Consider the following 19,227-nt stretch of genomic DNA (forward strand, 5'->3'; position numbering starts at 1 on the left):
TACGGCCAAGAGCAAGAAATCAACATCAGCGCAAAAGCGGGTGACGATATCGAAGAGCTTGCGACTTACATTAACGGCCAAACTGACCTAGTGAAAGCCTCAGTAGACCAAGACGGTAAACTGCAAATCTTCGCTGGCAACAACAAAGTTGAGGGCGAGGTCGAGTTTTCAGGCGGTCTATCTGGTGAACTAGGCTTAGGCGAAGGCAAAAAAGTAACAGTAGATACTATCGACGTAACCTCAGTTGGTGGCGCACAAGAATCTGTTGCTATCATCGATGCGGCACTGAAATACGTAGACAGCCACCGCGCAGAGCTAGGTGCATTCCAGAACCGTTTCAACCACGCAATCAGCAACTTGGACAACATTAACGAGAACGTGAATGCGTCGAAGAGCCGTATCAAAGATACAGATTTCGCGAAAGAAACGACGGCAATGACCAAATCACAAATTCTATCGCAAGCGTCAAGCTCAATCCTTGCGCAAGCGAAACAAGCGCCTAACTCAGCGCTAAGTCTGCTAGGTTAATCAATTTAACAAAGCAAGAAACCAAAGCCAGGCTCATCCCTGGCTTTTTGCTTATTGGCTATAACGATTCAGATGTGTCCTGACAGTATGTTCGATAAGGCATTCATATCGATTAGATGATCTCTTTAAATTCCAATGTTTCTGCGATGGTGGCGCAGAGACACCTGAGTCAAGCAACTGCGCAAAATGTTGAGTCACAACGCAACCTAACTTCGGGGTTTCGAATCAACTCGGCGAGCGATGATGCGGCAGGTTTACAGATATCGAATACTCTCCATGTACAAACGAGAGGGCTTGATGTCGCCTTAAGAAATGCGCACGACGCTTTTTCTGTTGCTCAAACAGCGGAGGGAGCATTGCACGAAAGCAGTGACATATTGCAACGCTTACGCTCTCTGGGGCTTCAAGCAGCAAACGGCAGTTATGACTCAAGTGATCGGCAAAGTATTCAATATGAGGTCGTAGCGCTGCAAGATGAGCTTGATCGTGTCGCGATCACGACAACATTTGCGGATAAAAACCTGTTTGATGGATCTTACGGTTCACAAAGTTTCCATATTGGCGCGAACGCTAATTCAATCTCTTTGACGTTACGTAACATGCGTAGCCATATCCCAGAGATGGGAGGGCAGCATTATGTTGGTGATGCGGTCGATAAAGATTGGCGAGTCACTAAAGATAACCAAACCCTAAAAGTCGAATACCAAGACAGTAAAGGGCAAACCCAAACGGAATCCATTGGACTCAAATTGGGTGACCGTATAGAACAGGTCGCCACTTACATCAATGCTCAACAATCGATAGTGAATGCTTCAGTAACGGAAAACAACGAACTGCAATTCTTCGCTTCTACGATGAAGGCGCCAGAGGGTGTGGTTCTCGATGGGAGTTTAGCGGATGAGCTTGATGTGAGCGCTGGTCAATTAGTCACAATGGATGACATCGATATGTCGACGGCAGGTAAGGCGCAGCTTTCAATTGGGGTGATTGATGCAGCAATTAAGTATGTTGATTCGCACCGGAGTGAAATTGGCAGCTTTCAGAACCGTGTAAACGGCTCGATGGATAACTTAAATACTGTGAATCGGAGTGTTACAGAATCCAAGAGTCGAATAAGAGATACAGACTTCGCAAGAGAATCTACGGAAATGGTGCGTTCTCAAGTGCTCCAAGATGCGACAACTGCATTACTCGCTCAAGCGAAGCAAAGGCCGAGCTCAGCACTAGGCTTGCTCAGTTGAACGTGTTTCAGCGATGCACATCGCTCAGAAAAAAGTCAGATAATAAAAAACGCTGCCATTGGCAGCGTTTTTTTCGTGTTCGATTAAGTAAAAATTACTTAGTTACACGTAGAACTGGAGTTTCACCAACAGTTACAGAACCAGAAAGCTTGTTTAGCTCTTTGATTTCGTCCATGTTAGAGATAACAACTGGAGTTAGCGTTGACTTCGCTTTCTCTTCTAGAAGAGCTAGATCGAATTCAATTACAGTGTCGCCAGCTTTAACAGTTTGACCTTCTTCAGCGATACGCGTGAAGCCTTCGCCTTTTAGTTCAACTGTGTCGATACCGAAGTGAACGAAAAGCTCAACACCGTCGTCAGACTCGATAGAGAACGCATGGTTAGTTTCGAAGATCTTACCGATAGTACCGTTTACAGGAGCTACCATTTTGTTGCCTGCTGGCTTGATAGCAATACCGTCACCAACGATTTTCTCAGCGAAAACAACATCTGGCACGTCTTCGATGTTTACAATCTCACCAGAAAGTGGCGCGATGATTTCGATAGCACCAGCGTCAGCGCTGTCATCAGATACAAGCTTCTTAAGTTTGTCAAACAGACCCATTGTGTCATGCTCCTAAGGTTTGGTTTTATTCTGTCGAATTATAGTATACCAATATAGCTCATTAGACGACTTTTTTCGCCGTCTAATGGCCATTAAGTATTGAATTACTTGGTACTACCGATTACTGAGCTTTCTCAGCAATAAACTTTTCTACCACGGCTTCGATTTCTTCTGCTGTCGGTAGAGAAAGGGCTTCTTCAGCCATTGCTTTCACTTCTGCGAAGTTAGAGTTACGAACTACTTTCTTCACTTTAGGGATAGAGATACCGCTCATTGAGAACTCGTCCAGACCCATACCTAGAAGTAGAAGTGTTGCACGCTCGTCACCTGCAAGTTCACCACACATACCAGTCCATTTACCTTCTGCGTGAGAAGCGTCGATAACTTGCTTGATCACTGTAAGTACAGCTGGTGATAGTGGGTTGTATAGGTGAGAAATCATCTCGTTACCACGGTCAACCGCTAGCGTGTACTGAGTTAGGTCGTTTGTACCGATAGAGAAGAAAGACACTTCCTTCGCTAAGTGGTGTGCGATCGCAGCAGCAGCAGGAGTTTCAACCATAACACCGATTTCGATGTTTTCGTCGAACGCGTGGCCTTCAGCGCGTAGCTCTTCTTTGTACTCTTCGATCGCTTTCTTAAGCTCACGGATTTCTTCGACAGAGATGATCATTGGGAACATGATACGCAGTTTGCCGTGTGCAGAAGCACGTAGAATGCCACGTAGCTGATCACGAAGGATTTCACGACGATCTAGACTGATACGTACAGCGCGCCAGCCTAGGAATGGGTTCATCTCTTTTGGAAGATCCATGTATGGGAGATCTTTATCGCCGCCGATATCCATAGTACGGATGATCACCGCTTGACCGTCCATTGCTTCCGCAACTTCTTTGTACGCTTGGTACTGTTCTTCTTCAGTTGGTAGCGCAGTACGATCCATAAATAGGAATTCAGTACGGTACAGACCAACACCTTCACCGCCGTTACGAAGGATACCGTCACAGTCTTTCACTGTACCGATGTTACCGCAAACTTCTACACGGTGACCGTCAGTCGTTTCTGCGTGTAGGTCTTTCAGTTTCGCTAGCTCTTCTTTTTCAGCTAGGAATGCTGCTTTAACCGCTTTCGCTTCTTCTAGCTCAGCTTCTGATGGGTTAACAACAATCTTGTTGTTCATTGCGTCAAGAATCAGCATGTCGCCATTCTTAACTTTCTTCGTGATGTCGTTAGTACCAACGATAGCTGGAAGCTCAAGTGAGCGAGCCATGATTGAAGTGTGAGATGTACGACCGCCGATGTCACAAGCAAAACCAAGCACGTAGTCTAGGTTAATTTGTGCAGTTTCAGATGGCGTTAGGTCGTAAGCAACAAGAATTACTTCTTCGTTGATATCGCTAAGCGAAACAATGTTGATGCCTAGTGCGTTCTTAACAAAACGAGAACCGATATCGCGGATGTCAGTTGCACGCTCTTTTAAGTATTCGTCGTCTAGAGACTCAAGAGCACATGCTTGCTCTTCGATCACTGAGTGGATAGCGTGATCAGCAGTCATCTTGTCGTTTTTGATAAGTGCTAGGATTTCCTCTTCTAGCTCTTCGTCTTCAAGAAGCATGATGTGACCTTCAAAGATCGCTTCTTTTTCTTCGCCAAACGTTTCAAGCGCTTTTTGCTTGATAGTTTCTAGCTGAGCTGCAGATTTGTTACGAGCGTCAAAGAAACGCTGAACTTCAGCTTCTACTTGATCGTCAGAAATAGTGTTTGTGTTTAGGACAATTTCATCTTCTTGAAGTAGTAGTGCTTTACCGATTGCAATACCAGGAGATGCTAGGATGCCTGAAATCATAGCCTTACCTTAAGTTTGGTCAACTTTATAAAACGGGAGAATAATGGGTGCGCTAACGAATAGTTTTAGCTTAGTTTTGAGCCTATTTCCAACGAAGCCATTTTGCTTTCACAAAATGGCTTCTGGAGTAGGAGACCGGATTAGTGTAGTTGGTCCATTAGAGCAACTAGGTGGTCAACTGCTTGCTGAGCTTGTGGGCCTTCAGCAGAAATAGTAACTTGAGTACCTTTTACTAGGCCTAGTGTTTGTAGTTTGAACAGGCTCTTAGCGCTAGCGCTTTTACCGTTAGAAGTCACAGTGATGTCTGCGTCGAATGCTTTTGCTTCTTTAACAAACTGTGCAGCTGGACGAGTGTGAAGGCCGTTTTCTGCTGTGATTTCTACTTGCTTCTCGTACATGTGATATACCCCAATAAATGTATTTTTTTGTTAGTTTGTGACCAGATTTTAGCTTAACTGCTTTACATCTTGTGCGCTAGCACGGGAAGAGTTCAAAGCGCGTCAGTTCTGATACTAGTCAAAAGTTTGGTAACTACGCAACTGTTTGCGTGCGTAATCACTTTGAAACCTTTTTGTGTTCTGCTTCTTTATTTTGAAGCTAGAAATAAAACACCCTGATATTACCAAAGGTAGGGCAGGGATCAACAAAAAAGCCCCTAAACGGGGCTTTTTTAAACTAAAAATTGATTTGAACACATATTATTGTTGGTTCTCTTTTTCGGTAAAGATACCTGCAAAGAGTGCTGTACTTAGGTAACGCTCACCGGAACTTGGCAAGACAGTTACAATTGTTTTTCCTTCAAATTCAGGTAGTTCCGCAAGTCGGTTCGCTGCAACAACCGCTGCGCCAGATGAGATACCAGCTAGGATACCTTCCTCTTCCATTAGGCGACGAGCCATCTCAATCGCTTCTTCTGAGGTAACTTGCTCAACACGGTCAATAATGTCTAAATCGAGGTTACCAGGGATGAAACCAGCACCGATACCTTGAATTTTGTGTGGGGCAGGTTGGATTTCTTCGCCAGCAAGTGCTTGTGCAATAACCGGAGACTCTGCTGGCTCAACTGCAACAGAAGTGATGGCTTTGCCTTTTTCACCTTTGATGTAACGGCTTGTACCTGTGATAGTACCGCCCGTACCAACACCAGCAACGAATACGTCGATTTCACCGTCTGTCGCTTCCCAAATCTCAGGGCCCGTAGTCTTTTCGTGGATTTCTGGGTTCGCTGGGTTGTCAAATTGTTGAAGAAGTAGGTACTTCTCAGGGTTGCTTGCTACGATTTCTTCTGCTTTAGCAATCGCCCCTTTCATGCCTTTCGCCGCTTCAGTCAGCTCAAGGTTCGCGCCTAGTGCTTTTAGTAGCTTACGGCGTTCTAGGCTCATTGATTCAGGCATGGTCAATGTTAGCTTGTAACCGCGAGCAGCCGCTACGAATGCTAGAGCAACACCTGTGTTACCACTGGTAGGTTCTACAAGCTCTACACCTGGCTTAAGAAGGCCCGCTTTCTCTGCTTCCCAAATCATGTTTGCACCGATACGGCACTTAACACTGAAGCTAGGGTTACGCGCTTCAATTTTCGCGAGAACTTTGCCTTTACTTACTTTGTTTAGACGAACGAGAGGTGTATTACCAATAGTAAGAGAGTTATCTTCGTAGATTTTGCTCATAGTGATGTTCCTTCATTACACGTTGTGTGAATATGGATAGAAGAATATGCGGTATGAAAAAAAGGGAAAAGGATTAAAAAGTTATATCTTATTAGGTTGGCCCAGAACTTGATAAAAGAAAAGGGAAAAGCTGGCGCTGATCCCTTTCCTTAATCTCTAATCGACTATCGTTGGTGCTTAAACTCCGCGACCCACATAGCGGTTGCACCACATATTGCTACAGGCATGACAATGAGGTTCAAAATTGGGATCGTCGTAAATACAGACACCAATACCCCAAAGCCATAGGCCTTACCTTGCTTTTGTTTCAATTTGTAACGCATGTCGTTAAATGGGATTTTGTGGTTATCAAACGGGTAGTCACAATATTGAATCGCGAGCATCCAGGCGGTAAAGATAAACCATAAAAATGGGCCTACTGTTTGTCCAAGGGCAGGGATGAGCAATAACAGGAATAGGCCTATTGCTTTAGGTAAAATGTAAAGGAGCTTTCTCCACTCACGAGCTAAAACGCGAGGAACATCTTTCAGGACGGCAGTGAAACCATCATCATTTACTTTTTGTCCCGTTAAGTACTCTTCCACTTTTTCAGCCAAGAGGCCATTGAATGGCGCGGCGATAAAGTTCGCGAGCGTGCTGAAAAAATAGGAGAAGGTAGCGAGTATCGTTAGAGCGAGTAAAGGCCAAAGAATGTAAGTTAACCAGGATAAAAACTCAGGCAGCTGCCCAATCCAGCCTTCTATCCATATATTAAGGTTTGAAAATAGATAGAAGATGGCACCACCTACAAGCAAGATATTTGCAAGTAGAGGTAAGATGACAAAGCGCCTGATTTTAGGGGCTAGTGCCAATTGTATCCCGTATAGAAAATAACCGAACCCGGTTCTCTGCTGATTGTTTTTCTTCATGTCTATTTTGGCTTCGTGTAAATGAAAACTCATTGTACCTGTGAGGACTTTTCTTTCAAAGCCCTGACAAATGACGTCTTGTTAAGTGGAATCGTGGCAAGAATCACAACAAAAAACGGAACTTCTTGCATTAAGTTGTTCTAAATCTACATATAGTTTTGGTAAAGTAAACGTATCATTCAGATTTATTGCACTTGGGTTGCTGCTCAAGGAACTGCGAGTAGTAAAAACAAGTATATTGAGAGTAAATAATGCAGGAATTGCGATTCGTACTCATTGTTGTTGGCGCATTAGCCATCGCGGCATTACTGTTTCATGGTTTATGGAGCAGTAAAAAAGAAGGCAAAGCAAAGTTTGGTAACAAGCCACTTGGTAAGCTGGATGTTGACCAAGAAGACAAAAATGATCTTGTTGAGAAAGAACGAGACTTCGCTCCCGCTCCTGAAGATGACTTTGAGATCATTCGCAAAGATCGCAAAGAACCAGATTTTGGGATGGCGAGTTCTTTCGACAACAAGTTTGAATCTGACCCGTTATTCGGTGGTCCATCTGAAGTCAAACAGACGCAGCAGGAGCCGGATGACATCCCTTCATTTGTTGCAGAAAAAGATAAAGAAGAGGACGTTGAGCCTGTTGTTCAAGCAACAGTAGCTGAAGAGCCATTCCAGCCTGCTGTGGAAGAAGAAGTTATTCCCGCCGCGTTTGATATTACGGAGAAAGAACAGCAAGTCGAAACGGTTAGTGAGCCTGTCGTTGCAGAGCCTAAGGAAGAGCCAAAGCCAGAACCTGAAATGCAAGTGATTGTATTGAATGTGCACTGTGCTGGTGAAGAGCCATTTGTTGGTACTGCTTTATTTGAAAGTATGCAACAAAACGGTCTAATTTATGGCGAGATGGATATTTTCCATCGTCATGTCGACTTGTCCGGTAACGGCAAAGTGCTGTTTAGCGTCGCTAATATGATGCACCCTGGTACGTTTGAACATGCTGATCCTGCTGAGTTTACAACGAAGGGTATTTCATTCTTCATGACATTGCCTTGTTATGGCGAGGCTGAACAGAACTTCAACTTAATGCTCCGAACTGCGCAGCAAATTGCTGATGACTTAGGTGGTAACGTACTTGATGACCAGCGCAACTTAATGACGCCAGATCGTTTAGCATCTTATCGACGTCAAATAGTTGAGTTTAATGCCGCTAACGCATAATCTTAACAGCAAATAATAATAGGGCTCCGGATGGAGCCCTTTTTCTTGGATTTCCCAACCTCACCGATTGAAAATACACGGGGCTTTACTATGTCTGAATCAGTACTTCAGCGACTAGAAGAACTAAAAGAGTCGTTGCATTACCACGCTGTGCGTTACTACGTGGAAGATAACCCAGAGATCCCTGATGCCGAGTACGACCGTTTAATGCGAGAGTTACTGGATATTGAAGCTGAGAACCCTGACTTAATAACCGTAGACTCGCCAAGCCAACGTGTCGGTGGGCAACCTCTCTCTGCGTTTAGCCAAGTGACACATGAAGTACCGATGCTTTCGCTTGATAACGCGTTTGATGATAGTGAACTCGATAGTTTCCACAAGCGCGCACAAGAGCGCGTGGGCAGCCAGAGTGTGAAAGAATACTGTTGTGAGCCTAAATTGGATGGACTCGCCGTAAGTTTGTTATATGAGAATGGCGTTTTAGTTCAGGCGGCCACTCGAGGCGATGGTACTACGGGTGAAAACATCACAAAGAATGTGCGTACGATTAAAGCTATTCCTTTAAAACTCAGAGGTAATGACTGGCCAAATCGTCTTGAAGTTCGTGGTGAAGTCTTTATGCCGAAAGCTGGGTTTGAAAAGCTCAATGAATTAGCAAGGAAGAAAGGCGAGAAAATCTTTGTTAATCCACGTAACGCTGCGGCAGGTAGCTTACGACAATTGGATTCACGTATTACGGCTTCTCGTCCGCTTAGCTTCTATGCATACAGTGTAGGCGTGGTGCAAGGTGCAGAATTGGCAGCAAGTCATTACGAACGCTTTTTGCAAATCAAATCTTGGGGACTGCCAATGTGTCCGGAAACTAAGCGAGTTGAAAGCTTGGCGGATGTAAAAGCTTACTACCAAGATATATTGCAGCGTCGTGATGCCCTCCCTTATGAGATCGATGGTGTCGTTATTAAAATTGACGATATTGCCGTGCAAGAGCGTCTGGGTTTTGTTGCTCGCGCTCCACGTTGGGCGATTGCCTACAAATTTCCAGCTCAGGAAGAAATGACGACACTGAATGAAGTGGAGTTCCAAGTCGGTCGCACTGGTGCGATTACACCTGTTGCTAAACTAGAGCCTGTATTTGTTGGTGGGGTAACGGTAAGTAATGCGACGCTTCATAACGCAGATGAGATAGAACGTCTGCAAGTCAAGATTGGTGATCACGTTGTGATCCGCCGTGCTGGCGATGTTATTCCGCAAGTCGTTTCTGTCATCAAAGAGCGCCGACCAGAAACAGCTCGAGATATTGTTTTCCCAACTCAGTGTCCTGTTTGTGGTTCGCATGTTGAGCGGATCGAAGGAGAAGCGGTAACACGTTGTATGGGGGGCTTAGTTTGCCAAGCCCAACGCAAACAAGCGCTAAAACACTTTGTTTCTCGTAAAGCGTTAGACGTTGACGGTTTAGGCGATAAAGTGATCGAGCAGCTTGTTGATCGTGAGATGGTGAAAACTCCTGCTGACTTATTTAAGTTATCAGCGGGGATTTTAACCGTACTAGATCGCATGGGGCCAAAGTCTGCGCAGAATATTGTGAATGCGTTAGAAAAATCCAAAGAAACAACTTTACCTCGGTTTTTGTATTCACTGGGGATCCGTGAAGTTGGCGAGGCAACCGCAGCAAACTTAGCAATGCACTTTAAAACGTTGGGAGCGATCCAAAATGCTACCGAAGAGCAGTTGATTGAAGTGCAAGACATCGGTGCTGTGGTTGCTCAACATATTACGACTTTCTTTAGTGAAGAACAGAACCAAGCGGTGGTTAAAGATTTGCTTGAACAAGGAATTCATTGGCCAGAGATTAATACTACTGAGCAGGTGGGGGAATTACCATTAGAAGGTAAAACAGTAGTATTAACGGGAACACTTTCTCAACTGGGGCGTACAGAAGCCAAAGAAGCCCTCCAAGCACTGGGGGCTAAAGTGACGGGTAGTGTTTCTAAGAAAACCGATATTTTGTTTGCTGGTGAAAATGCAGGTTCGAAGCTCGCAAAGGCACAAGAACTGGGTATCGAAATTAAAACAGAACAAGACTTACTCGAATTGATGAATTAAGTCTTCTCAAAAAAGCTAAAAAATAACTAAAAGCCCCGTATGCTAAGCATGCGGGGCTTTTTCTTGTTCATAATTAAGTGTTTTTTTATTGAGTAATTGATGCCTTTGTTCTTTTCAGTGATCAAGATCGAACCTTGGGTTATTGGTTTTTTTGGCTTTTTTAGTCTGCGAGTGACTTCAAGTTGATACTTTCAGGCTAAATTTAAATGTTTGATTTTAAATGATATTTTGTTGATTTGTGTTGGTGTTGTTAAAAATAAGATCTGGATCAATAAGTTATATGGAACTTTGGAGTGGCTCATATTTTTTTAGAAAAAAAATAAGTTCCATTTGGATGTTTTTAGCTGCGAAGTTAGTCTTAATCACGTGGATACACGGTGTGTATGCAGGAACTAAAAAAAGCCAAATTAGAAATAATGAGGTTTGATCAGGAATTTACTTCTCTCCTTCGGCGGCCAACTAAAGGTGAGATAGAAAAATACAGCTATATCCATTTTTAGGAGTTTTTCCATGGACAAATTTTTTAAGGTTTCAGCGTTAACCGCAGCAATGTTTGGTGTTGTTGCTGTCGCTCCAGCTACAGCGTCTACTGAAAGTGCAGCAGGTGGCGAGTACGTAGAGAAAGTGAACGAATTTATGCAAGACTCAAGTCTGAATGCATTATTCATAGTTGATACTCGTTCACGAACTCGTACAACAGGTAAGCCCGGCGGTGAAAATGGTGACCGTTGGAGTCGTCTAAACTACTCTTCTTACAACGCAATTTTAGACTTCACTTCTGGCTACCACGATGGTTGGGTGGGCGCAGATGTTGCGGCTTACTACTCTGGCGATCTTTACAACGATAGTCTTTACAATTCAAACGAAGGCTACCTATGTAACGAAATCTCAACTTGTAACAACCTAGACTGGGGTGCAGGTGATGGTCAGCAGCTTAAAGTTTACAAAGCAGCGCTGAAATTCAAAGCAAACGAAAACTTTAATGCTCGTTTCGGTATGTTACAGGCTGGTGGTAACGGTACAATCGGTAACGTTTGGAGCTTTGTACCTGGTACTTACCGTGGTTTCGAACTAAACGCTAAACTTGGTGATTTCAACCTAAGCTACTTTGGCGCAGACCAATTTACAGCACCTTGGCTGCTTCACGAAGATGATTACGCACCAGCGCTTTGGTCTGACACTTCATGGAGCTACCTACACTCTCTAGGCCTAAACGGTAACCTAACTGACAGCTTGTTTATGCAACTTGGTTTGGGTCAAGCTACTGGCGTTCAATATGCAAATGGTGTTGACTGGGGTGCAGGTCAAGTAACTAGCTACCACAACGAAACTGACAACACTTCTTACAAGGCTTACTTGAAGTACACTGTTAGTGACCGTACAACTCTAGCATTTGATTTCTACGGTGTTGACGATGATGTGAAATACGATGGTCTAGGTTTCCACACTGGTCTATCTTTGAATCAATCTTTCGGCAAGCTAGCTTGGATGTCTGAGTTGCGCTACACAGACACAGATAACCGTGCGGACTTCGTTCCTCGTACTATTCATACATATGGTATGAACAATGGTACTTGGTCTCAGTGGTGGGACGCGCTGTCTGACTGGAACAAAGCGGGTGAGCTAGCATGGTACAACCGTCTATCTTACAACCAAGGTAACGGCTGGAACTACTACCTAGGCTTTGGTTACGGTACTGGCGCTGACTCTGCAGCAAGCGGAGCATCAGGTGACTGGGATTACGAAAGCGAATACGCAGTTAACGCAACAGTATCTTACTCACTACAAAGTGGCGCGCTTAAAGGTTCTACCATTCGTTTACACGGTACAATCCTAGAACGTGATGAGTACGCAGGTGCTGGCGATGCGGATGAAACAGACTTACGTCTACAAGTTCTTATCCCTTACAGCTTCCACTAATACTTAATTAGATAATAAAAGGAGCCGCTAGGCTCCTTTTCTATTTCACTTCTCGGCCGTCGTATATTTTGCAATATAACGGTGGCAACATATGTACATTACCGTTTGGCAACTCACACTTTATCTCTGGGCCTAACGTACGACCACCGGATGCACCATTAGCATGAGTGGTTAACGGAATTATGGCAAAAGATATTACTAATAGACCAGATAAAAATCTCATAATAATCACCTTAATATAAACTTTAAATATCTACGTGCTTGTATAAACCGTGACTACGCAGAAAGGCAAGGTTGAATAGGGCTATTATATCAAACTAAGCTCTTACTTCTTTACTATTCCCATTCCCCACCTCTAAATCGACACATTTCACTTGGAATATTCGTAACGTCGCCACTTGGCATCTTACATTCGACTATAGGTCCCAAATTAGTTGTACCGCCGTTTCCGTTGTTGTAGGCAAAGGAAGAAAAAGAAAAAATACCGCACAACATTAAAAAGAGAAGCTTATTCATAGTACATCCTCTTACTTACCAAATAAAAAGCACTCAACTTAAATGCTTATGCGTTAAGTATGTATCCGAGGATAAAAAGATCAAAAAATAATTCAATAAAGTTTTATTTTTTAAAATAAATTTAGATCGATAATTTACCTAGATATATTTCTATCTTATTGATTGTCGTGTGTTGAATAATTAAATAATAGGAAATGGTAGGTAGGGTATTAATAATATTACTAATACTTATTTTTTTCTCGATTTTAATTAAGGTAATGAAATGAAAGCAGTTGTTTAGATTAAAGTAATGGAGCATGATTTGCCCCATTACTTTGGCATAAATTAATTAGAATCAGGCTCAATGATTAAAATAATACCTTCAACATCGGTGATTCTTACGCGGGTACCGGCTGGAAGTGCTTGATCCGATTGTGCGGACCATGTGGTATCGGCTACCTTGATGCGATTGAGCCCGACGGAAAAGTCTTCTTCAAGGATAAGAGTACGCCCAATTAACTGCTTGTACTTTTGGTTCAGATCTCTTTCTTGGTCTTCTTGCTTGTCTTTAGACCATTGTCGTCGCCACCAAAGCCAGGTGGTGATTAAGCTGAAGCTTGCAAAGCAAAGCCATTGCAATTGCCAGCTCATTGGCAAAACGGTCATGAGTGCTCCAACGATAAGTGCAGACATCCCGAGCCAGAGAAAATACCCTGCGGTACCAAGTAGCTCAACTGCTAAAAGAGCAAAGCCAAACGCTAGCCAATGCCAGAAAGAGATACCTTCCAACAAACTAAAAAAGTCCATAAATTATTCTTTATCTTGCTGTTTAAACATTTCTGCTATCCCTGCAACCGAGCCCATTAGTCCGGTTGCTTCTAATGGAAGCATAATGATTTTACCATTTTCGGCTTGACCAATGCTCTTGATCGCTTCGGTATAACCCTGTGCAATGAAGTAATTGACGGCTTGCATGTCACCTTTTGCAATGGCTTCGGAAACCATGTAAGTCGCTTTTGCTTCTGCTTGCGCGGCACGCTCACGTGCTTCTGCATGGAGAATAGCAGACTGCTTTTCGCCTTCAGCTTTTAATATCTCTGATTGTTTATGACCTTCGGCCTTTAATATCTCAGCTTGGCGAACCCCTTCTGCTTCAAGAATTTCCGCACGCTTATTACGCTCGGCTTTCATTTGCGCATTCATTGCAGCGGTCAGATCGGCTGGTGGCTGGACATCTTTAATCTCAATTCGTGTGACTTTTACGCCCCAAGGGTTTGTTGCTTGGTCAACAATCGCCAACAGCTTAGAGTTGATCATGTCGCGTTGGCTCAGCATTTCGTCCAGTTCCATTGAACCTAAAACGGTACGAATGTTCGTAAGGGTCAAGTTTCTAATAGCGTGTTCTAAGTCGTTGACTTCATAAGCCGCTTTTGCAGCATCGATCACTTGAACAAATCCGACAGCGTCAATAACCACGTTAGCGTTATCTTTTGAAATGACCTCTTGCGCAGGAATATCGAGAACGCGCTCCATCATGTTTACTTTTTGACCAACTTTATCAACGAATGGAATGATCAAGTTTAAACCCGGCTTTAATGTGTGGGTGTAGCGTCCGAAGCGTTCAACTGTCCAGTTGTTTCCTTGCGGAACCGTTTTAATGGCTGAAGATAAGATAACGACAGCAAGAACGACGAAAATACCGATGGTGATCAGTGAATCAATTGGCATGAGTTATTCCCTTAAGTGCATAATATTCGATCCATTTTTACCTATTTATAGACAATAGACAATTGAAGTTCTGAGACCTTTGAGAGGTTATTGGTTTTTTATATGACAAAGGCCGGAAACACCGGCCTTTGTCATTGCATGGTTTTACTCTCGCTATTTTGCGGGGTATTCAATCCAACTTGAACCATCAAGAGAAACATAATATTTCCCTTGTACTTCAATCACAGTAGAGCCTGAGTTCTGCGCGACAACTCGTGTTTCTGGTAGGTTCTCTGTCAATATTGAAGGGCTAAACGTCTTACTTTGATAAATGTTTTTATCCAGGATATTCGAAACGAGCTGCGACAATGCCAGATAGCTAGATGGCTCGCTTACGTGTTCGGTGTCGCCCTGACGCTGAATTCCTTCTCCGAAGATTTTAATTCCTACCGGTGTATGAATGATTGTCGGTGCAGGAATTTCTCGCATACCCGAAATTTGCATGCGGTCTCCTCGCATTCCACCACCATGTTCTGGTACCAAAGCGACAACGATGTTGCGTTTTGAGGACTCTAAGGTTTTAAAGAACGCGTGGAGATCATCAAGCAAATTCTTAAGGCGCATTTTGTAGCTAGCAATAGATGTGCTTGAATTCGCATTGATGATCCTGTTGCCATCATGTAGTGAAATTGAGTTGTAGAGTGCCACGACTTTGTCGTCACTACTGTTAAGTCTTTGCTGCCACCAGTTATCCAATACTTGCTTATCGCGGAAGATCGAAGAGCCATCAAAAGATTTTTGGTAAGGAGTTAAGTCTTCTTGAGACATAAGAGCCGCTTGTAAGTCGCCGTCTTTTTTGATCAATTCAAGGAAGCTATCAAAGACACCATTGTGGTTCATCAGTAAATTTTCTGTGAAGCCTAGCTCTTTCAAACTTTCGAACAAGTAGCACTGCTTTGATGGTGCTGGCTGGAACAGTTGACTGTGTTCCTGTTGACCACAATTGGCTCGTAACAGACGAATGACCGCAGGCCCGCTGTATGACGTTGCAGAGCTAAAGTTGTCGAACATGATGTCAAATTCTTTGAATAGAGGATGATCGGCCAGTCCTGCAATTTCGATGTCATCCCACGCGACCGAGCAAATACTCAAGAACAACAAATCGAAAGGAGCATCCATTGCGCTGTTGGTATCGAATGCCACACGTCGAGAAGCTTCTTTAGAAAAGAAATCTGCAGTTAACGTGTTGAAACTGGCATCATTAATTTCCGTTATTTGAGGTTGTTTGCTAGCAGTAACCTCGGTTGTCGGCTGTTGTTGAGCTACTTCTGCAGCCACTGTTGTCTGAGGTTCAGTCGTCATAGGAATACTTATATAGACCATCGCAATAACCACAAAGACTGAAACTCTAACGAACTTGCTCAAAATAAAGTACGCACCACACAAAGCGAGCAATCCGAGTATTGCTTGGAATGATAAAAATCGTCCCAAAAGCTCGACCAGATAACTCAATTCAAACTGCATTAACTGTCCCGCTTGAGCCCAAAGACGGTCTAGAGGAGGTAGGTAAGAATCGTAATGCAAGAGCCACGCTGCGGCGACAAATACAACGATATGACGTACCGCATTTAGGCTTTTCATCGAGATAGGAAGCAGGATGAAGATCAACAGCGCAAAGTTTTCTATTGGATGGAAATCGATGATTCCTTGAAAATAGAGCGCTGTTTTTGCGATAAAGTAAATATTCCACCAGCCCAATCCTATAGTAGAGGGGGTAGAGTCATGAGAATGCGATATCATTACTTAAGCTTCTTAGTATTAGTGGCTGATGTATCTAGCTCAAAATAGCGCGAGCGTTTTAAGTGCTTGTGGTAAAAGCGTCGGGTAGCGTTTACTAGGTCACGGATAAAGTATCCTAGGAGTAGGCCAATACCTGAGCTGATAATCACGGTCAGTAAAAAATCGTTAATATTCATGAACGCTCCTTGAGCTCGATGGTTTTTTTCACAGCAAACAAAGGAGGAACATCAGTAATGGAGTTAGTGGCGGTATGGAATATTTTCCTCTCTGTCGCCAGAGCTGAAACGTCGTCGGATATGACGGCTTCATCTTGAACGATGAATTTTAACTCTGTTTCGATATCTAATTGAGTATCAAACGTGTGAGTTGAATGAAATAAGTCTCTCACTGGGAACTCAAATATATTGTTGAGTGCAATATCAATATCGCTATGTCGAATAGCACTGAACAAGACATATAGAGCTTTGTTGCAGGCTGTCACAACGTCGCCATCTCTTCGAATATGGCAAAGACGTAAACATTCCTCTGCCGTCATACCTGGTAATAAGTTCAGCTTGATAAGCGCAAAGTTCACATTTGAGTGTGTTGAGTGGGAAATGACGTCAATACAGTATTGGCTAAAGTCCTGGTTTTGTAAGTAGCCTTTGCTACCAAACTTAAGGTCATACTTTAAGAGCGCCTCTAAACTGTCAGGAATTGGGCGTGTAAGCATCTGGCCTTGAATTGCTTCAACCTGAGTCATAAAGCGCATTGGGGGGATTTGCGCGTGAGAAATGAAGTTTGCCCCCGAGCGAAGTAAGAACTTTTCATCTGCATATCTCAGACATTGTTGGGTCTCCCTGACAATAATCTTTAGCTGACGGCCATACGCGGACCTTAAACGGTAGCAATCTAACGCGATCTGTTGAACTTCGCTTTGGTTATCACAGCTGAAAACAATAGTTGAAGAGCGAGGGTTGTCTAGCATCGCTATGAGTCCTTGATTGCTCTCTGCCACACGCATCCCTTTTGGGGCTTTCACGCTTTCTCTGAAAGCTCTTCTGCTGACATAGATTCTATCGCTATCCGATTTGTCTTCTGGCATGACATGAGATTGATGCGTTTCGTAAGACGTTGCTTTTAGTGTTTTATCTTTAGTTTTAGTGAGAATGTATTCGTGTTGGGTAATTACACCGTGTTTATTGGACCAAAAATCCACAAGATAGCAGTAGCGAGCGTCATCTAATGATGTCATGGTCGCCAAACCTGCAATGTGTCTATTATGAGAAATAAGAATGGGCTTTAATAGTGAAGTCGTCAGATGCCCATATATACAAACACTAATAGTGATTTTTTTATTATTTGCCAGCTCATTTAAGCTTTGTAGAAAGACACTTATAAAATCATCATTAGTTGATGATAGTAGCGAGTCTGGAACAACTAATAGACATGTAGAAAACTTCTTTATGTTCGTTTGGTGAATGTCTTTAGCAAGATTTATAGCTTTGGGTGTTTTTTTTGTGAATTTATGACTAAGAAAAAAACACTGTTCAAGGTGGGTTTTAGATAAGTCATTGAATTTCATTAAGGCTTCATCATTCAATGTGGACAAAAAAGTTTCTTTGTCTGTAAAGCTTGTAAGTGAAGTGTTGTCATTTTCCGGTAGTGTACTGAACAAATAATCAATAAGCATCTGTTTATGAGTAAATAAGTTTACATAAACAGAGTTTATCTCTCGTTCGTTTTTAATAGCAGATGATTCAGAGAGTGATGACATAAAGAGCCTTAAATCAATAACTTAATGTGTTTTGTGAAGCTCACAATCCGTTGTATGCTAATCGTTACAATTTTGATTTTCTTAGTGACAAGAAAATGACGCTAAGATATTAAACGAAATTGATCAGAAATTAAAATAGTTATAGCATGTGCTTCACATGATGTTTATGAGTTTAAAATCAATAGTCTCTAAGTCTATGATTCTCATTTAAAATATTTAAATTTCTTATGTGTATTAAATGGATGGTAACAATTCATTATTGTAATCCTTTTTTCTGAAGTTAAATATTATTTAGGCCTTTGTTATTTATATGGGCTATAAATAAACTTATTCACATTCATCATCGTTCTATAAATATGAGACGCATAGGTCGATGCGTCAATTTTTTAACAATGGAATTTATACTGAAAATGATAGTGGCGGGATTGCTGTTATCTCAGTTTAAGCTCCGTTACATTGTGAAAAATTCTATGACTGAGTCTGCAAAAGATATTAATTCGATCTACTCTTCTTATAACTTAACTCAATACACGTATATTGAAACAACAGAAAACGAGTCTTACGTACAAGTTAAAAATAAGTGGCAAGTCTTCAAAGCCAACGGTGCTCGTAATGTTCTATCTTTGGTACGTAATACGCAGAAAAATTCAGAAACGGAAGCGATATGAAGCGCCTTCTATTTGTTAGTTTAAAAGGCGGCTGTGGCTCAACGACCGTCGCTGCGAATTTGGCACAAGCGTTAGTTAAGATAAATAAACAGGTACTGGCCATTGAGGTGGTGCCTAATAGTTTACTGCAAGCTCATCTTGGCTTGCCGAGGGAAGAGCAAGGAGGCTGGGCGAAACAACTTCTTTTAGATAAGCCTTGGACCCAGGCTGGTTATGAAAGCCCACAAGGTGCACTTTTTTTACCGTTTGGCCATCTGAATTCTGAGCAGTTAAAAGCGTTTTTTAATGAGCGTTCTCACTATCTATCAATGTTAGGTGAAACGACGTTGCAAGTGAGCGAAAACCGTGGTGAACAGTGGCTGCTTTTTCACGCCGACTTAGCAGAGCTTACTGATCCTGAAGTGCGATCTTTTGTCGACTCAATGGATATGATAGTGGTGGTGGTAACGGCAGACGCCTTGAGTTATCTCACTCTTCAATCTTGGCTACAACATGAAGAGCTATCGAGATTGCTTCGCTCTGATAAATTACGTTTTTTGGTGAATAAATATCAGCCAGAAACCGAAATTGGTCGTGATTCCATGTTGGTGCTGAAAAAGGAACTTAGCGAATCCTTGATTCCTGTTTCGATTCATCGAGATACGGCATTGCTTGAATGTGTGGCAAACCTGACGACCGTTCAACACTATTCGCCATCGAGCCAAGCCGCAAAAGATTTTCAGTCTTTTGCTTTTTGGTGTGTATCAGCGTTATCAAGCGCTCAGGACCAAAGCTAA

The 19,227-nt window shown here is 42.8% G+C and carries 18 protein-coding genes; 7 read left to right on the forward strand and 11 right to left on the reverse strand.

Annotated features, from left to right (window positions below; genetic code table 11):
• On the forward strand, nt 1-528 hold a 528-nt coding region (locus R7F64_RS15305; protein ID WP_206946719.1), incomplete at its 5' end, for a flagellin.
• Nucleotides 529-644: 116 nt separating this feature from the next.
• Nucleotides 645-1,769, forward strand: a complete 1,125-nt coding sequence (locus tag R7F64_RS15310) for a flagellin (RefSeq protein WP_025767004.1) — start codon at nt 645-647, stop codon at nt 1,767-1,769.
• Nucleotides 1,770-1,863: 94 nt separating this feature from the next.
• Here R7F64_RS15310 and crr read toward each other — a convergent pair whose 3' ends face one another.
• The 5 genes from crr to cysZ all read right to left on the reverse strand — a co-directional run bounded on the left by crr (nt 1,864) and on the right by cysZ (nt 6,794).
• Entirely contained in the window at nt 1,864-2,373 is a 510-nt protein-coding gene (gene crr, locus R7F64_RS15315; RefSeq protein ID WP_005382041.1) for a PTS glucose transporter subunit IIA, read from the reverse strand.
• A gap of 121 nt (nt 2,374-2,494) precedes the next feature.
• Entirely contained in the window at nt 2,495-4,219 is a 1,725-nt protein-coding gene (gene ptsI / locus R7F64_RS15320) for a phosphoenolpyruvate-protein phosphotransferase PtsI (RefSeq protein WP_033906926.1), read from the reverse strand.
• 140 nt (nt 4,220-4,359) lie between these two features.
• Nucleotides 4,360-4,617 carry an HPr family phosphocarrier protein gene (locus R7F64_RS15325; protein WP_005382043.1) on the reverse strand — a complete coding sequence of 86 codons (258 nt, stop codon included), beginning with the start codon at nt 4,615-4,617 and terminating at the stop codon, nt 4,360-4,362.
• Nucleotides 4,618-4,917: 300 nt separating this feature from the next.
• The gene (gene cysK, locus R7F64_RS15330) at nt 4,918-5,886 is read right to left on the reverse strand and encodes a cysteine synthase A (RefSeq protein WP_005382045.1); all 969 of its coding nucleotides are present in this window, start codon (nt 5,884-5,886) and stop codon (nt 4,918-4,920) included.
• Nucleotides 5,887-6,050: 164 nt separating this feature from the next.
• A complete protein-coding gene (gene cysZ, locus R7F64_RS15335; RefSeq protein WP_025767003.1) occupies nt 6,051-6,794 on the reverse strand; it encodes a sulfate transporter CysZ in 744 nt (247 codons plus the stop codon).
• A gap of 251 nt (nt 6,795-7,045) precedes the next feature.
• On the opposite strand from cysZ, the gene zipA reads away from it, so the two are divergent.
• The 3 genes from zipA to R7F64_RS15350 all read left to right on the forward strand — a co-directional run bounded on the left by zipA (nt 7,046) and on the right by R7F64_RS15350 (nt 12,025).
• Entirely contained in the window at nt 7,046-8,002 is a 957-nt protein-coding gene (zipA, locus tag R7F64_RS15340; protein WP_017819969.1) for a cell division protein ZipA, read from the forward strand.
• A gap of 90 nt (nt 8,003-8,092) precedes the next feature.
• Entirely contained in the window at nt 8,093-10,105 is a 2,013-nt protein-coding gene (gene ligA, locus R7F64_RS15345; RefSeq protein WP_318071872.1) for an NAD-dependent DNA ligase LigA, read from the forward strand.
• A 510-nt stretch (nt 10,106-10,615) separates the two neighbouring features.
• Nucleotides 10,616-12,025, forward strand: a complete 1,410-nt coding sequence (locus R7F64_RS15350; protein ID WP_005382055.1) for a hypothetical protein — start codon at nt 10,616-10,618, stop codon at nt 12,023-12,025.
• 40 nt (nt 12,026-12,065) lie between these two features.
• Here R7F64_RS15350 and R7F64_RS15355 read toward each other — a convergent pair whose 3' ends face one another.
• The 6 genes from R7F64_RS15355 to bcsE all read right to left on the reverse strand — a co-directional run bounded on the left by R7F64_RS15355 (nt 12,066) and on the right by bcsE (nt 17,783).
• Complete coding sequence (locus R7F64_RS15355) at nt 12,066-12,248, reverse strand: hypothetical protein (RefSeq protein WP_021707681.1); 183 nt, start codon at nt 12,246-12,248, stop codon at nt 12,066-12,068.
• A gap of 617 nt (nt 12,249-12,865) precedes the next feature.
• Nucleotides 12,866-13,327 (reverse strand): NfeD family protein, encoded by a 462-nt coding sequence (locus R7F64_RS15360; protein ID WP_017634826.1) that lies wholly within the window; start codon nt 13,325-13,327, stop codon nt 12,866-12,868.
• 3 nt (nt 13,328-13,330) lie between these two features.
• Nucleotides 13,331-14,248 carry an SPFH domain-containing protein gene (locus R7F64_RS15365; protein ID WP_005382060.1) on the reverse strand — a complete coding sequence of 306 codons (918 nt, stop codon included), beginning with the start codon at nt 14,246-14,248 and terminating at the stop codon, nt 13,331-13,333.
• A 153-nt stretch (nt 14,249-14,401) separates the two neighbouring features.
• Entirely contained in the window at nt 14,402-16,027 is a 1,626-nt protein-coding gene (gene bcsG, locus R7F64_RS15370; RefSeq protein WP_025767002.1) for a cellulose biosynthesis protein BcsG, read from the reverse strand.
• Entirely contained in the window at nt 16,027-16,203 is a 177-nt protein-coding gene (locus R7F64_RS15375) for a hypothetical protein (RefSeq protein WP_017819966.1), read from the reverse strand. The genes bcsG and R7F64_RS15375 overlap by 1 nt, the downstream gene beginning before the upstream one ends.
• Nucleotides 16,200-17,783, reverse strand: coding sequence for a cellulose biosynthesis protein BcsE (bcsE, locus tag R7F64_RS15380; RefSeq protein ID WP_053303303.1), 1,584 nt, complete (start codon nt 17,781-17,783; stop codon nt 16,200-16,202). Before bcsE ends, R7F64_RS15375 begins: the two co-directional genes overlap by 4 nt.
• Nucleotides 17,784-18,253: 470 nt before the next feature.
• Between bcsE and R7F64_RS15385 the strand changes: the two genes are divergently transcribed.
• Entirely contained in the window at nt 18,254-18,451 is a 198-nt protein-coding gene (locus tag R7F64_RS15385; RefSeq protein ID WP_021034149.1) for a hypothetical protein, read from the forward strand.
• Nucleotides 18,448-19,227 (forward strand): cellulose biosynthesis protein BcsQ, encoded by a 780-nt coding sequence (gene bcsQ, locus R7F64_RS15390; RefSeq protein WP_318071873.1) that lies wholly within the window; start codon nt 18,448-18,450, stop codon nt 19,225-19,227. Before R7F64_RS15385 ends, bcsQ begins: the two co-directional genes overlap by 4 nt.

Origin of the sequence: Vibrio sp. Vb1980 (assembly GCF_033338615.1) — a bacterium.
GTDB classification, from domain to species: domain Bacteria; phylum Pseudomonadota; class Gammaproteobacteria; order Enterobacterales; family Vibrionaceae; genus Vibrio; species Vibrio alginolyticus.

Bases quoted from the DNA above. Each gene is read 5' to 3' on its own strand.
- R7F64_RS15310 (WP_025767004.1), top strand. From the start codon at position 645: ATGATCTCTTTAAATTCCAATGTTTCTGCGATGGTGGCGCAGAGACAC.
- crr (WP_005382041.1), bottom strand. From the start codon at position 2,373: ATGGGTCTGTTTGACAAACTTAAGAAGCTTGTATCTGATGACAGCGCT.
- ptsI (WP_033906926.1), bottom strand. From the start codon at position 4,219: ATGATTTCAGGCATCCTAGCATCTCCTGGTATTGCAATCGGTAAAGCA.
- R7F64_RS15325 (WP_005382043.1), bottom strand. From the start codon at position 4,617: ATGTACGAGAAGCAAGTAGAAATCACAGCAGAAAACGGCCTTCACACT.
- cysK (WP_005382045.1), bottom strand. From the start codon at position 5,886: ATGAGCAAAATCTACGAAGATAACTCTCTTACTATTGGTAATACACCT.
- cysZ (WP_025767003.1), bottom strand. From the start codon at position 6,794: ATGAAGAAAAACAATCAGCAGAGAACCGGGTTCGGTTATTTTCTATAC.
- zipA (WP_017819969.1), top strand. From the start codon at position 7,046: ATGCAGGAATTGCGATTCGTACTCATTGTTGTTGGCGCATTAGCCATC.
- ligA (WP_318071872.1), top strand. From the start codon at position 8,093: ATGTCTGAATCAGTACTTCAGCGACTAGAAGAACTAAAAGAGTCGTTG.
- R7F64_RS15350 (WP_005382055.1), top strand. From the start codon at position 10,616: ATGGACAAATTTTTTAAGGTTTCAGCGTTAACCGCAGCAATGTTTGGT.
- R7F64_RS15355 (WP_021707681.1), bottom strand. From the start codon at position 12,248: ATGAGATTTTTATCTGGTCTATTAGTAATATCTTTTGCCATAATTCCG.
- R7F64_RS15360 (WP_017634826.1), bottom strand. From the start codon at position 13,327: ATGGACTTTTTTAGTTTGTTGGAAGGTATCTCTTTCTGGCATTGGCTA.
- R7F64_RS15365 (WP_005382060.1), bottom strand. From the start codon at position 14,248: ATGCCAATTGATTCACTGATCACCATCGGTATTTTCGTCGTTCTTGCT.
- bcsG (WP_025767002.1), bottom strand. From the start codon at position 16,027: ATGATATCGCATTCTCATGACTCTACCCCCTCTACTATAGGATTGGGC.
- R7F64_RS15375 (WP_017819966.1), bottom strand. From the start codon at position 16,203: ATGAATATTAACGATTTTTTACTGACCGTGATTATCAGCTCAGGTATT.
- bcsE (WP_053303303.1), bottom strand. From the start codon at position 17,783: ATGTCATCACTCTCTGAATCATCTGCTATTAAAAACGAACGAGAGATA.
- R7F64_RS15385 (WP_021034149.1), top strand. From the start codon at position 18,254: ATGACTGAGTCTGCAAAAGATATTAATTCGATCTACTCTTCTTATAAC.
- bcsQ (WP_318071873.1), top strand. From the start codon at position 18,448: ATGAAGCGCCTTCTATTTGTTAGTTTAAAAGGCGGCTGTGGCTCAACG.